This window comes from Gelatiniphilus marinus, from assembly GCF_042684345.1.
GTDB classification, from domain to species: domain Bacteria; phylum Bacteroidota; class Bacteroidia; order Flavobacteriales; family Flavobacteriaceae; genus Gelatiniphilus; species Gelatiniphilus marinus.
In genome coordinates, this window is record NZ_JBHULK010000002.1 from 425,556 (window position 1) to 439,586 (window position 14,031).

A 14,031-nucleotide genomic window follows, 5' to 3' on the forward strand; every position below is an offset into this window, starting at 1 on the left:
CAAACAAAACAATTGAAAACATTTCAATTTACATTAAAAGAAATTATAAAATGGCTGGAATTGTAACTTATATAAGAGAATCGTTCGGAGAACTAAAAAACAATGTATCGTGGCCTACTTGGGCAGAAGCACAGAGTTTAACGGTTTTGGTAGCTGTGTTTTCTATTATATTTTCTCTTGCTATTTGGGGTGTAGATACTGTATTTAGCAAAGTTATTACAGCTTACTTTCAATGGATTAAATAACGATAAAAGGAAAATTTATGTCTGAAGTAAGCGAAAAAAAATGGTACGTTGTACGTGCAGTTAGTGGTCAAGAAAACAAAATAAAAACCTATATCGAAAACGAGATTGCTCGATTAGGCCTTCAAGATTATGTTGACCAAGTATTGGTACCAACCGAAAGAGTAGTACAAATTCGGAACGGAAAAAAAATACACAAAGAAAAAGTGTTTTTCCCGGGTTACATTATGATACAAGCTAATTTAACAGGCGAAGTTCCCCACATTATAAGATCGGTTACCAATGTTATTGGTTTTTTAGGTGAAACAAAAGGAGGCGATCCGGTACCGCTTAGGCAGTCTGAAGTAAACAGAATGTTAGGTAAGGTTGACGAGTTGGCCGTAGAGGAAACCGCTCACGTTGCCATTCCATACACTAAAGGCGAAACCGTAAAAGTTATTGATGGCCCATTCAATGGATTTGATGGTACCATAGAAAATATAAACGAAGAAAAGCGTAAACTTGAAGTCATGGTAAAGATTTTTGGAAGAAAAACCCCATTGGAATTAAGTTATATGCAAGTTGAAAAAGTATAAACAGTGTTACATTCAGATAGATGAAACTTTCGCTTCCATAAGAAAGATATCATCGTAAAATTAAATTATTAAAAATGGCAAAAGAATTAGGTAAAGTAGTTAAGTTACAAGTTCGGGGAGGTGCTGCGAATCCGTCGCCACCGGTTGGACCCGCTTTAGGAGCTGCTGGTGTTAACATCATGGAGTTCTGTAAGCAATTCAATGCCAGAACCCAAGATAAGCCAGGTAAAGTATTACCCGTGGTTATATCTGTTTACAAAGACAAATCGTTCGACTTTGTAATCAAAACTCCACCAGCAGCAGTTCAATTAATGGAAGCTGCAAAAGTGAAGAAAGGGTCTGGAGAGCCAAACCGAAAAAAAGTAGCTAAAGTTTCTTGGGATCAGATTAAAACCATCGCAGAAGACAAAATGGTAGATTTAAATGCATTTACCGTAGAATCTGCAATGAAAATGGTTGCTGGTACCGCAAGATCAATGGGTATAACCGTAACAGGGCAATTCCCTAATTAATCTATTAAAGACATTTAAAATGGCAAGATTAACAAAAAAGCAAAAAGAAGCTGCAGCAAAAATAGAAAAAGGGAGAATTTACTCGCTTGATGAAGCATCTGCATTAGTAAAAGAAATTACTAATACAAAATTTGATGCCTCAGTTGATATAGCTGTACGTTTAGGAGTAGATCCTCGTAAAGCAAACCAGATGGTAAGAGGGGTTGTATCCCTTCCTCATGGTACAGGTAAAGATGTAAAAGTTCTAGCATTGGTTACACCAGACAAAGAAGCCGAAGCCAAAGAAGCAGGTGCAGATTACGTAGGTTTAGACGAATACCTTGATAAAATCAAAGGTGGTTGGACCGATGTAGATGTAATTATCACCATGCCTAGTGTAATGGGTAAGCTAGGGCCTTTAGGCCGTGTATTAGGCCCTCGTGGTTTAATGCCAAACCCAAAAACAGGTACGGTAACTATGGATGTTGCCAAAGCGGTAACTGAGGTAAAAGCTGGTAAAATCGATTTTAAAGTAGATAAAACCGGTATTGTACACGCCGCTATCGGAAAAGCATCATTCAGTGCCGATAAAATTGCTGGAAACGCAAACGAATTATTAACAACATTAATTAAACTAAAACCAACAACTGCAAAAGGGATTTACGTAAAAAGCATATTCATGTCTTCTACCATGAGCCCTAGTATAGCTGTTGATCCTAAAATTGGTTAATTAAGTTAACACTTTAAATTATGACAAGAGAAGAAAAATCACAAGTAATTGAGGAATTAACTGCACAATTAACCAACAATGCAAATATCTATTTAACAGATATTTCTGGATTAAACGCAGGTATAACCACAGATTTACGTCGTGCTGCTTTTAAAGCAAACGTGCAAATGGCAGTTGTAAAAAATACATTACTTGAAAAAGCAATGGAAGCTTCAGATAGAGATTTTGGAGACCTTCCATCGGTATTAAAAGGAAATACATCGGTAATGTATTCTGAAACTGGAAACGCTCCAGCTAAATTAATTAAAACCTTCCGTAAAAAATCTGACAAACCTTTATTAAAAGGTGCTTTTATTGAGGAAGCGGTTTATTTAGGCGACGATCAACTAGATATGTTAGTTGATATCAAATCTAAAGAAGAATTAATTGGAGAAATAGTAGGTTTACTACAATCTCCTGCTAAAAATGTTGTGTCTGCGCTTAAATCGGGCGGGGCAACAATTGCCGGAGTTATTAAAACCCTATCCGAAAAAGAAGGATAGTATTAACAAGTACGCACTTATTACAAATATATTATTATTACAAAATTATTAAAACGATAGAAAAATGGCAGATTTAAAAGATTTCGCAGAACAATTAGTTAACCTTACGGTAAAAGAAGTAAATGAGTTAGCAACTATATTAAAAGATGAGTATGGTATCGAGCCTGCTGCTGCTGCTGCAGTTGCTGTTGCTGGTCCTGCTGGTGGTGGTGAAGCTGAAGAAGCTCAAACTGAATTTGATGTAATCCTTAAAGCCGCTGGCGGTTCTAAATTAGCAGTTGTAAAATTAGTTAAGGAATTAACGGGTCTTGGTTTAAAAGAAGCCAAAGGTTTAGTTGACGATGCACCAAGTGCAATTAAAGAAGCAGTTACCAAAGACGAAGCTGAAGCCCTAAAAGCTCAGTTAGAAGAAGCAGGAGCCGAGGTTGAGCTTAAGTAAGCTTAACATCTCAAAAACACAAAGGTTTAGGTCTGGAGCATACGCTTTGAGGCCTAAACCATTTTGCGTATATAATCTATACCAAAAAAACCTCTAAAACAACCCAACTGGTTGCAGGTTGTTTTTCCAGTGTTTAAAAGCACTATCACTATTTTTTTAATCATAATTCCGTCCATTGATGTTATCAACACAAGCTGAAAGATTAAATTTCTCGTCTATTGTTAATAGAACAGAATATCCAGATTTCTTAGATATTCAGATAAAATCCTTCCAGGATTTTTTCCAGTTAGAAACAAAATCAGAAGAAAGAGGAGATGAAGGTCTTTACAATACCTTTATGGAAAACTTTCCAATTACAGATTCTCGTAATCAATTTGTCCTAGAATTTTTAGATTACTTCGTAGATCCACCAAGATATGCCATAGAAGAGTGTATTGAGCGTGGGCTTACCTACAGCGTACCGCTAAAAGCAAGGTTAAAGTTATATTGTACAGACCCCGAGCACGAAGATTTCGAAACCATAGTCCAAGATGTATATTTAGGTACCATACCTTACATGACTCCATCTGGTACGTTTTGTATTAATGGCGCAGAACGTGTTGTGGTATCGCAATTACACCGTTCACCTGGTGTGTTCTTTGGGCAATCTTTCCATGCCAACGGAACAAAATTATATTCGGCAAGGGTAATCCCTTTCAAAGGCTCTTGGATTGAATTTGCTACAGACATCAACCAAGTGATGTACGCATACATTGATAGAAAGAAAAAATTACCAGTAACAACATTATTCAGAGCCATCGGTTTTGAACGCGATAAGGATATTCTAGAGATTTTCGATCTAGCCGAAGAAGTAAAAGTCTCTAAAACCGGACTAAAAAAATATTTAGGACGCAAGCTTGCAGCACGTGTACTTAATACATGGCACGAAGATTTTGTTGACGAAGATACCGGAGAGGTTGTATCTATCGAACGTAACGAGATCGTGCTTGATCGTGATACGGTTCTAGATAAAGAAAACATTGAAGAAATTCTTGAAGTCGATGTAAAAACCATCCTGTTACATAAAGAAACATCAGAACAGGGCGATTATGCCATAATTCACAACACGCTTCAAAAAGACCCCACAAACTCCGAGAAAGAAGCCGTTGAACATATTTACAGACAATTGCGTAATGCCGAACCACCAGACGAGGAAACGGCACGCGGTATTATAGATAAATTGTTCTTTAGCGACCAACGATACTCTTTAGGAGAGGTAGGCCGTTACAGAATGAACAAAAAACTAGGTCTAGATATTGGTATGGACAAGCAAGTGCTTACCAAGGAAGATATCATTACCATTATAAAATATTTAATCGAGCTTATCAACTCCAAAGCAGAGATTGACGATATCGATCACCTATCAAACCGTCGCGTACGTACTGTTGGCGAGCAACTATCTCAACAATTTGGTGTTGGTTTGGCTCGTATGGCACGTACCATACGTGAGCGTATGAACGTTCGCGATAACGAGGTCTTTACACCAATAGATTTAATTAACGCAAAGACACTATCGTCTGTAATTAATTCTTTCTTTGGAACAAACCAGTTGTCTCAGTTTATGGATCAAACCAATCCATTAGCCGAAATTACACATAAACGCCGTTTATCTGCACTAGGCCCAGGAGGTTTATCACGAGAAAGAGCAGGCTTCGAGGTGCGCGATGTACACTACACGCATTACGGAAGACTTTGCCCTATTGAAACACCAGAGGGACCAAATATTGGACTTATATCTTCACTTTCTGTATTTGCAAAAGTGAATTCTATGGGATTCATAGAAACTCCATATAGAAAAGTTACCGATGGGGTAGTTGATATTAAAAACGAGCCAACCTATTTAAGTGCTGAAGAAGAAGAAGAAAAACTAATAGCGCAGGCAACCGTAAAAGTTGACGAAAAAGGAACCATACTACACGATAAGGTAATTGCAAGAATGGAGGGCGATTTCCCTGTAATAGAGCCCAACGAATTACATTATACCGATGTGGCACCAAACCAAATTTCGTCTATTTCGGCATCTTTAATACCCTTTTTAGAGCACGATGATGCCAACAGAGCCTTGATGGGATCAAACATGATGCGCCAAGCTGTACCTTTATTACGAGTAGATGCACCAATAGTTGGCACAGGTTTAGAACGCCAAGTCGCTTCAGATTCCCGTGTATTAATTAATGCCGAAGGCAATGGAGAAGTACTTTATGTTGATGCCAACGAAATTCAAATCAAATACGAACGTACCGAAGATGAAGCTAAAGTAAGCTTCGATAGCGACATTAAAACATACGAATTAGTAAAATTCAGAAAAACAAACCAAGGGACCTCTATAAACCTAAAGCCAATTGTGGTTAAAGGCGACAAAGTTACCAAAGGCCAAGTTTTATGCGAAGGATACGCTACACAAAAAGGAGAACTAGCTTTAGGGAGAAACATGAAAGTGGCCTTTATGCCATGGAAAGGTTACAATTTTGAGGATGCCATCGTGATTTCAGAAAAAGTAGTTCGCGAAGATATTTTTACATCGATACACATAGACGAGTACTCTTTAGAAGTTAGAGATACCAAATTAGGCAACGAAGAGTTAACCAACGACATCCCTAACGTTTCTGAAGAAGCTACCAAAGATTTAGATGAAAATGGTATGATCCGCGTTGGAGCCGAAGTTAAACCTGGTGATATCCTTATTGGTAAAATTACACCTAAAGGAGAGTCTGATCCAACACCGGAAGAAAAACTATTGCGTGCCATATTTGGCGATAAAGCGGGCGATGTTAAAGATGCCTCTTTAAAAGCCTCGCCATCTTTAAACGGTGTAGTAATAGAAAAGAAATTATTTGCCAGAGCAGTAAAAGATAAACGTAAACGCGCTCAAGATAAAGACGATATTTTACAATTAGAAGGTATTTATGATGCTAAATTTGATGCTCTAAAAGAAGTTTTAATAGAAAAACTATTTGCCATTGTAAATGGAAAAACAGCACAAGGTATTTTTAACGACCTAGGTGAAGAAGTGTTGCCAAAAGGCAAAAAATTCACACTTAAAATGTTAAATGCCGTGGACGACTATGCCCACTTGGTATCTGGAAAATGGACCACAGACGAGCACACAAACAAACTTGTTGCAGACTTAATCCATAACTACAAAATTAAGGAAAACGATTTGCAAGGTGCTTTGCGTCGCGAGAAATTCACCATATCTGTAGGAGACGAGCTACCTGCTGGCATCATTAAATTGGCTAAAGTTTACATTGCCAAAAAGCGCAAGCTTAAGGTAGGCGATAAAATGGCAGGACGCCATGGTAACAAAGGTATAGTAGCACGTATTGTGCGTCAAGAAGATATGCCGTTCCTTGAAGACGGAACACCAGTTGATATAGTATTAAACCCTCTTGGTGTACCATCGCGAATGAATATTGGTCAGATTTACGAAACCGTTTTGGGTTGGGCTGGTCAGAAATTAGGTCAAACTTATGCAACACCAATTTTTGATGGAGCAGAGATTGACCAAATTAACGAACTAACCGATGAAGCTGGAATTCCACGTTACGGACATACTTATTTATACGATGGTGGAACAGGACAACGTTTCGATCAGCCAGCAACCGTTGGTGTGATTTATATGCTAAAACTTGGGCATATGGTTGACGATAAAATGCACGCACGTTCTATAGGACCTTACTCATTAATTACACAACAACCGCTTGGTGGTAAAGCACAATTTGGTGGTCAGCGTTTTGGTGAGATGGAAGTTTGGGCACTTGAAGCTTATGGCGCATCAAGTACCTTACGGGAAATTTTAACTGTAAAATCTGATGATGTTATTGGTCGAGCCAAAACTTACGAAGCAATTGTAAAAGGCGAACCCATGCCAGATCCAGGATTACCAGAATCATTCAACGTACTTATGCACGAATTGAAAGGTTTAGGATTAGACATCAGATTAGAAGAGTAAATTTTAATAGTCTCCAGTAAGCAGTAGGCAGTTAGCAGTAACTGAGTACTGAGAACTGAAGACTGAAGACTAAAAAAACATGGCAAGAAAACAAGATAAACATACAGTAAAGAGATTTAATAAAATCTCCATTGGTTTAGCATCACCAGAATCTATTTTAGCAGAATCTAGAGGAGAGGTTTTAAAACCAGAAACTATCAATTATCGAACTCACAAACCAGAACGAGATGGTTTGTTCTGCGAGCGTATTTTTGGCCCCGTAAAGGACTACGAATGTGCTTGTGGTAAATATAAAAGAATCCGTTACAAGGGTATAGTTTGCGACCGTTGTGGTGTAGAAGTAACCGAAAAGAAAGTGCGTCGCGATAGAGTAGGGCATATTAACTTAGTTGTTCCTGTAGCTCATATCTGGTACTTCCGTTCGTTACCAAACAAAATAGGGTATTTATTGGGTTTACCATCTAAGAAATTAGATATGATTATTTACTACGAACGTTACGTAGTCATCCAACCCGGTAATGCAAAAAACGAAGAAGGCGAGCCGTTGCAAAAAATGGATTTCCTTACAGAAGAAGAATACCTTAACATTTTAGAAGAGCTTCCTCAAGAAAATCAATATTTAGATGATTCTGATCCTGAGAAATTTATTGCTAAAATGGGAGCAGAGTGTTTAATTGAGTTATTGGCAAGAATAGATTTAGAAGCGTTGTCTTACGAATTGCGCCATAAAGCTAACACTGAAACCTCTAAACAACGTAAAACCGAAGCCTTAAAACGTTTACAAGTTGTTGAGGCTTTACGCGAATCTAACAATAACAGAGAAAATCGTCCAGAATGGATGATTATGAAGGTGGTGCCCATTATTCCACCAGAATTACGTCCGTTGGTGCCTTTAGATGGTGGTCGTTTTGCAACATCTGATTTAAATGATCTTTACCGTCGTGTTATAATCCGTAACAACCGTCTTAAAAGACTGGTTGAAATCAAAGCACCAGAAGTTATTTTACGTAACGAAAAACGTATGTTACAAGAATCTGTAGATTCTCTGTTCGATAACACACGTAAATCATCAGCAGTAAAAACAGATTCTAACAGACCCTTAAAATCATTATCCGATTCATTAAAAGGTAAACAAGGGCGTTTCCGTCAAAACCTTTTAGGTAAACGTGTAGATTATTCGGCACGTTCGGTAATTGTTGTAGGGCCAGAATTAAAATTATTTGAATGCGGATTGCCAAAAAATATGGCAGCAGAGTTATACAAACCTTTCGTAATCAGAAAATTAATTGAAAGAGGCATTGTAAAAACAGTAAAATCTGCAAAGAAAATTATAGATAAAAGAGAGCCCGTAGTTTGGGATATTTTAGAAAATGTTTTAAAAGGACATCCCGTACTTTTAAACCGTGCTCCTACATTACACCGTTTGGGTATTCAAGCTTTTCAACCAAAATTAATTGAAGGAAAAGCCATACAGTTGCACCCCTTGGTGTGTACAGCATTTAATGCCGATTTTGATGGCGACCAAATGGCGGTACACCTACCCTTAGGGCCAGAAGCTATTTTAGAATGCCAGTTGTTAATGTTGGCATCGCACAATATATTAAACCCCGCAAATGGTTCGCCGGTAACCGTACCTTCTCAAGATATGGTACTTGGCCTGTATTACATGACCAAGTTGCGCAAATCTACCCCAGAAGTACCAATAAAGGGCGAAGGCCTAACATTCTATTCTCCAGAAGAAGTTGTTATAGCTTTTAACGAGAAACGTGTAGATTTGAATGCTGGAATAAAAGTACGCACCATAGATATTAATGAAGATGGTAAGCTAGATAAAATGATTGTAGAAACCACAGTTGGAAGAGTGCTATTTAACCAGCACGTACCACAAGCGGCCGGATACATAAATCAAGTACTTACCAAAAAATCGTTAAGAGATATTATCGGTAATATCCTTAAAGTAACATCGGTTCCCGAAACCGCAGACTTCTTAGATGCCATTAGAACTTTAGGATTCAAATTTGCATTCCAAGGTGGTTTATCATTCAGTTTAGGCGATATTATTATTCCACCTGAAAAACAAGGTATGATAGATAAAGCCAATGGTTTAGTTGATGGTATTACAGGCAACTACAACATGGGGCTTATTACCAATAACGAGCGTTACAACCAAGTTATTGACATCTGGACATCTACAAATGCAGAGTTAACAGAATTATCAATGAAACGTATTCGCGAAGACCAACAAGGATTCAACTCGGTATTTATGATGCTGGATTCTGGAGCACGTGGATCTAAAGAACAAATCCGTCAGCTAACCGGTATGCGCGGATTAATGGCGAAACCAAAAAAATCCAATGCAGGTGGAGGCGAAATTATCGAAAACCCGATTCTTTCAAACTTTAAAGAAGGACTTTCAATATTAGAATACTTTATCTCTACTCACGGTGCACGTAAAGGACTTGCAGATACCGCACTTAAAACTGCCGATGCAGGTTACCTAACACGCCGTTTGGTTGATGTGTCTCAAGATGTTATAATTAACACAGAAGATTGCGGTACTTTGAGAGGTGTCGAGGTTGAACCTTTAAAGAAAAATGATGAAGTTGTTGAAACTTTAGAAGAAAGAATAGTAGGTCGTGTATCTTTAAACGATGTTTACAACCCGTTAACAGACGAGTTGCTGGTAGCTGCTGGCCAACTTATTGAAGATGATATTGCAAAAGCTATTGAAGCATCACCTATAGATTCTCTAGAAGTGCGTTCTGCATTAAGTTGCGAGGCCCTAAAAGGCATTTGTGCTAAATGTTACGGCCGTAACTTGGCCACAGGCAAAATGGTACAACGCGGTGAAGCCGTAGGTGTTGTTGCAGCACAGTCTATTGGAGAACCCGGTACGCAGTTAACCCTTCGTACATTCCACGTGGGTGGTATTGCGGGCAACATTTCAGAAGACAGTAAATTAGCCGTTAAATTCGACGGTGTTGCCGAAATAGAAGATTTAAAAACCGTTAAAGGACAAGATAACGAAGGTAACGAAGTGGATATTGTGATATCCCGTACTTCAGAGCTTAAACTAACAGACAAGAAAACAGGTATTGTTTTAAGCACAAACAACATTCCTTACGGTTCAACCATTCATGTTAAAAACGGACAAGAACTGAGCAAAGGCGATGTGGTTTGTATGTGGGATCCTTATAATGGTGTTATTATTTCTGAATTTGCTGGTAAAGTGAGATATGAAAATATTGAACAAGGCGTTACCTACCAAGTTGAGATTGACGAACAAACCGGTTTCCAAGAAAAAGTAATAGCAGAATCTAGAAATAAGAAATTAATTCCTACACTTCATATTGAAGACGGAAAAGGTGAAACCATTCGTTCATACAATTTACCTGTAGGCGCTCACTTAATGATAGACGATGGCGAAAAAATTAGTATTGGTAAAATATTAGTTAAAATACCTCGTAAATCTGCAAAAGCTGGAGATATTACAGGTGGTTTACCACGTGTAACCGAGCTGTTCGAAGCCCGTAACCCTTCAAACCCAGCAGTAGTAAGTGCTATTGATGGCGTGGTATCTTTTGGCAAAATCAAGCGTGGTAACCGCGAGATTATCGTAGAATCTAAATTAGGCGATGTTAAAAAATACCTGGTTAAGCTCTCCAATCAAATTCTAGTACAGGAAAACGATTATGTAAAAGCAGGTATGCCACTATCAGACGGTTCTATAACACCAAACGATATTTTAAATATCAAAGGGCCTTCGGCAGTGCAACAATACTTAGTTAACGAAGTACAAGAAGTATATCGTTTACAAGGTGTGAAAATTAACGATAAGCACTTCGAGGTTGTAGTAAGACAGATGATGCGTAAAGTTAGAATAATTGATTCTGGCGATACTATTTTCTTAGAAGATCAACTGGCTCATAAAGCAGATTTCATTAAAGAAAACGATGAAATCTTCGGAATGAAAGTGATTGAAGACGCAGGAGACTCTACAAACCTTAAAGCTGGACAAATAATTTCACCGCGCGAGTTAAGAGACGAGAACTCTATTTTACGTCGCGAAGACAAAAACCTTGTAGTGGCAAGAGATGCGCAACCCGCAACCGCAACACCAATATTACAAGGTATTACAAGAGCATCGTTGCAAACAAAGTCGTTTATATCTGCGGCATCGTTCCAAGAAACCACCAAGGTTCTTAACGAAGCGGCCGTTGCAGGTAAAGTTGATGCTCTAGAAGGGCTTAAAGAAAATGTAATTGTAGGTCATAGAATTCCAGCAGGAACAGGAATGCGAAACTATAAGGACATTATTGTAGGGTCTAAAGAAGAGTTTGACGAAATGATGCAAGTAAAAAAAGAGTTAAATTATAATTAAATGAAACTCAGGTTTTGTAAGCTTAGGCGAAGCAAAACCTGCTAGTTGAATTTATCCCAACGCAGGTTGGGATCTTTTTAAAAGATAATAAAAAGTCCTGCTAAAATATAGTAGGACTTTTTTACTTTAATAACAATATATAAATAAGACTTCCGCTTTCGAGGAAGTGAAAAAATAAAATTTTCAATGGCTGAAGAAAAAGATAAGCAAAAACAAGGTCAAATAAATATTGAGTTAGACGAAAAGGTGGCAGAAGGTACATATTCTAACCTTGCTATAATAAACCATTCGGTATCCGAGTTTGTTGTAGATTTTGTTAATATTATGCCTGGTGTACCTAAAAACAAGGTGAAATCCAGAATTATTTTAACACCACAACATGCCAAACGTTTGTTAAAAGCCTTAGGTGATAACATTAACAGATTTGAAAACGCTCATGGCGAAATTAAAGACTATGAGCAACCACCAATACCGTTAAATTTTGGGCCAACGGGACAAGCATAAAATAAAAGAGGCTCTGAATAAACCAAGGCTTAGCGTTATGTTTTGCAAAACCAGAAAATTATTCTAGCTTTTTTTAGATACAGGCTACGTCTTAGGTTGTGCTTAAGCGTGGCGAAATGTAAATCCAGACAAGTAGTATGCAAGATGCTGCTTATTTTGGTTTTGGCACTAAGCTACTTCTTTCTTTAAATGAAATTGTAAAGCACCGGAAGGGCAGCGCTTTATTTGGTTTATGATGCGTTCGGTTTCTGAGCCTTCTAAATTAATCCAAGGAATAACCGATGTTCTAAAAACATCCGATAATCCATTGGCACATTTTTCGGCATGTATGCAAACACAGGGTTCGTAGGTAACCGTAATGTCATTGTTGCTGTATTCATTTTTGTAAGATTCCATAGATTTTCACGTTTTGGGTTATGAATTTCTAATAATTATTTTCTGAAGAGGGAATCGCTAAATATTAAATTCTCGGAATGGATAGGCTAATTTTATCAATATGTGAATAGAATCAAAAAATATTCGTTTATTTGTTAAAATTCAGAGGTGAAATGAAATTTTATATTCGGATACTTTTGTTGTGTCATCTGTAATGAAAAAGCCGAATCTGCTAAAAACACCAATTGGTTTTGCTTGTCTTTGGCCAAAAAACGCTGTTTTACCCTAACAAATTCTTTGTACTCGTCGCTATTCGAATTTTCCGGATCTACCCAGCAGGCCTTAAATACATTTAAGTTTTCGTAGGTACATTTTGCACCGTATTCGTGCTCTAACCTGTATTGTATCACCTCGTATTGCAGTGCACCTACGGTGCCAATTACTTTTCTGCCGTTAAGCTCTAAAGTAAATAATTGCGCCACACCTTCGTCCATTAATTGATCGATACCTTTGTAAAGCTGTTTAGATTTTAAGGGGTCGGCGTTATTGATGTACCTAAAATACTCGGGCGAAAAACTTGGAATACCTTTATAATTAATGTTTTCGCCTTCAGTTAAAGTGTCTCCAATTTTAAAATTCCCGGTATCGTGCAAGCCAACAATATCACCAGGATAAGAGATATCTACAATTTCCTTTTTCTCTGCAAAAAATGCGTTGGGACTGGAGAATTTCATTTTTTTCTTGTTCCTAACATGCAAATAAGGTTTGTTTCTTTCAAATTTACCCGACACAATTTTAACAAAGGCCAAACGGTCGCGATGGTTGGGATCCATGTTGGCGTGAATTTTAAAAACAAAACCAGAAAATTTATCTTCATCAGGTTTAACCATGCGTTCTTCACTTTGTTTTGCTCTTGGTTTTGGGGCAATGTCCACAAAACAATCCAATAGTTCGCGCACCCCAAAATTGTTAAGAGCCGAACCAAAGAATACGGGCTGCAGGTTTCCTTGTAAATATTCGTCTTTATTAAAGTTTGGGTAAATACCGTCAACCAATTCAATTTCCTCGCGTAAAGTATTGGCGGCCTTTTGGCCCACTAAGGAGTCTAATTCAGCAGAGGACAAATCTGAAATCTCAACCGTTTCCTCAATATCCTTTCTGCTATCACCGCTAAACAAATTAATGTTTTTCTCCCAAATATTGTAAATGCCTTTAAAATCGTAGCCCATCCCAATTGGGAAACTTAAGGGCACTACCCGAAGTCGCAGTTTTTGTTCAATTTCATCTAAAAGGTCAAACGCATCTTTCCCTTCTCTATCCATTTTATTTATAAACACAATCATGGGAATGTTGCGCATACGGCATACTTCAACCAGTTTTTCGGTTTGCTCTTCAACACCTTTTGCCACATCAATAACCACAATTACGCTGTCAACGGCAGTTAAAGTCCTAAAGGTGTCTTCGGCAAAATCCTTGTGGCCTGGGGTATCTAGAATATTAATTTTAATGCCGTTATACTCAAAGGCTAAAACAGAAGTAGCAACAGAGATACCACGTTGGCGCTCAATTTCCATAAAATCGCTCGTCGCCCCTTTTTTAATTTTGTTGCTTTTTACGGCGCCCGCTTCTTGAATGGCGCCACCAAACAGCAATAATTTTTCGGTTAAGGTGGTTTTACCAGCATCTGGATGCGATATAATCCCGAAGGTTCGCCTACGTTCAATTTCTTTTAAAAAACTCATATAAATACTATAAATGGGT

Annotated in this window: 11 protein-coding genes; 9 read left to right on the forward strand and 2 right to left on the reverse strand. The window is 37.9% G+C overall.

Going from position 1 to position 14,031, the window contains the following annotated elements:
- The first annotated feature begins 50 nt into the window (after positions 1-50).
- The 9 genes from secE (at position 51) to ACFSQS_RS07030 (ending at position 11,895) form a co-directional block, all read left to right on the forward strand.
- Entirely contained in the window at positions 51-245 is a 195-nt protein-coding gene (gene secE / locus ACFSQS_RS06990) for a preprotein translocase subunit SecE (RefSeq protein ID WP_388016185.1), read from the forward strand.
- Positions 246-262: 17 nt separating this feature from the next.
- Positions 263-817 (forward strand): transcription termination/antitermination protein NusG, encoded by a 555-nt coding sequence (gene nusG / locus ACFSQS_RS06995; protein ID WP_388016188.1) that lies wholly within the window; start codon positions 263-265, stop codon positions 815-817.
- 74 nt (positions 818-891) lie between these two features.
- Positions 892-1,329 carry a 50S ribosomal protein L11 gene (rplK, locus tag ACFSQS_RS07000; RefSeq protein WP_388016192.1) on the forward strand — a complete coding sequence of 146 codons (438 nt, stop codon included), beginning with the start codon at positions 892-894 and terminating at the stop codon, positions 1,327-1,329.
- Between the two features lie 19 nt (positions 1,330-1,348).
- Entirely contained in the window at positions 1,349-2,038 is a 690-nt protein-coding gene (gene rplA / locus ACFSQS_RS07005; protein ID WP_388016195.1) for a 50S ribosomal protein L1, read from the forward strand.
- Positions 2,039-2,058: 20 nt separating this feature from the next.
- Complete coding sequence (gene rplJ / locus ACFSQS_RS07010; RefSeq protein ID WP_388016198.1) at positions 2,059-2,580, forward strand: 50S ribosomal protein L10; 522 nt, start codon at positions 2,059-2,061, stop codon at positions 2,578-2,580.
- A gap of 64 nt (positions 2,581-2,644) precedes the next feature.
- Complete coding sequence (gene rplL / locus ACFSQS_RS07015) at positions 2,645-3,019, forward strand: 50S ribosomal protein L7/L12 (RefSeq protein WP_388016201.1); 375 nt, start codon at positions 2,645-2,647, stop codon at positions 3,017-3,019.
- 178 nt (positions 3,020-3,197) lie between these two features.
- The gene (gene rpoB, locus ACFSQS_RS07020) at positions 3,198-7,010 is read left to right on the forward strand and encodes a DNA-directed RNA polymerase subunit beta (RefSeq protein WP_388016204.1); all 3,813 of its coding nucleotides are present in this window, start codon (positions 3,198-3,200) and stop codon (positions 7,008-7,010) included.
- Positions 7,011-7,089: 79 nt separating this feature from the next.
- Positions 7,090-11,391, forward strand: coding sequence for a DNA-directed RNA polymerase subunit beta' (gene rpoC / locus ACFSQS_RS07025; protein WP_388016207.1), 4,302 nt, complete (start codon positions 7,090-7,092; stop codon positions 11,389-11,391).
- Positions 11,392-11,577: 186 nt separating this feature from the next.
- A complete protein-coding gene (locus ACFSQS_RS07030; protein WP_388016210.1) occupies positions 11,578-11,895 on the forward strand; it encodes a DUF3467 domain-containing protein in 318 nt (105 codons plus the stop codon).
- A gap of 168 nt (positions 11,896-12,063) precedes the next feature.
- On the opposite strand, the gene ACFSQS_RS07035 is transcribed toward ACFSQS_RS07030, so the two are convergent.
- Positions 12,064-12,291, reverse strand: coding sequence for a (4Fe-4S)-binding protein (locus ACFSQS_RS07035; RefSeq protein WP_388016212.1), 228 nt, complete (start codon positions 12,289-12,291; stop codon positions 12,064-12,066).
- Positions 12,292-12,425: 134 nt separating this feature from the next.
- Positions 12,426-14,012: a peptide chain release factor 3 gene (locus ACFSQS_RS07040; protein WP_388016215.1), complete on the reverse strand. Its 1,587-nt coding sequence runs from the start codon at positions 14,010-14,012 to the stop codon at positions 12,426-12,428.
- Positions 14,013-14,031 lie beyond the last annotated feature (19 nt).

Coding starts and splice junctions, on each gene's coding strand:
- rplL (WP_388016201.1), top strand. CDS start 2,645: ATGGCAGATTTAAAAGATTTCGCAGAACAATTAGTTAACCTTACGGTA.
- rplA (WP_388016195.1), top strand. CDS start 1,349: ATGGCAAGATTAACAAAAAAGCAAAAAGAAGCTGCAGCAAAAATAGAA.
- rpoC (WP_388016207.1), top strand. CDS start 7,090: ATGGCAAGAAAACAAGATAAACATACAGTAAAGAGATTTAATAAAATC.
- ACFSQS_RS07030 (WP_388016210.1), top strand. CDS start 11,578: ATGGCTGAAGAAAAAGATAAGCAAAAACAAGGTCAAATAAATATTGAG.
- rplK (WP_388016192.1), top strand. CDS start 892: ATGGCAAAAGAATTAGGTAAAGTAGTTAAGTTACAAGTTCGGGGAGGT.
- rpoB (WP_388016204.1), top strand. CDS start 3,198: ATGTTATCAACACAAGCTGAAAGATTAAATTTCTCGTCTATTGTTAAT.
- nusG (WP_388016188.1), top strand. CDS start 263: ATGTCTGAAGTAAGCGAAAAAAAATGGTACGTTGTACGTGCAGTTAGT.
- secE (WP_388016185.1), top strand. CDS start 51: ATGGCTGGAATTGTAACTTATATAAGAGAATCGTTCGGAGAACTAAAA.
- rplJ (WP_388016198.1), top strand. CDS start 2,059: ATGACAAGAGAAGAAAAATCACAAGTAATTGAGGAATTAACTGCACAA.
- ACFSQS_RS07040 (WP_388016215.1), bottom strand. CDS start 14,012: ATGAGTTTTTTAAAAGAAATTGAACGTAGGCGAACCTTCGGGATTATA.
- ACFSQS_RS07035 (WP_388016212.1), bottom strand. CDS start 12,291: ATGGAATCTTACAAAAATGAATACAGCAACAATGACATTACGGTTACC.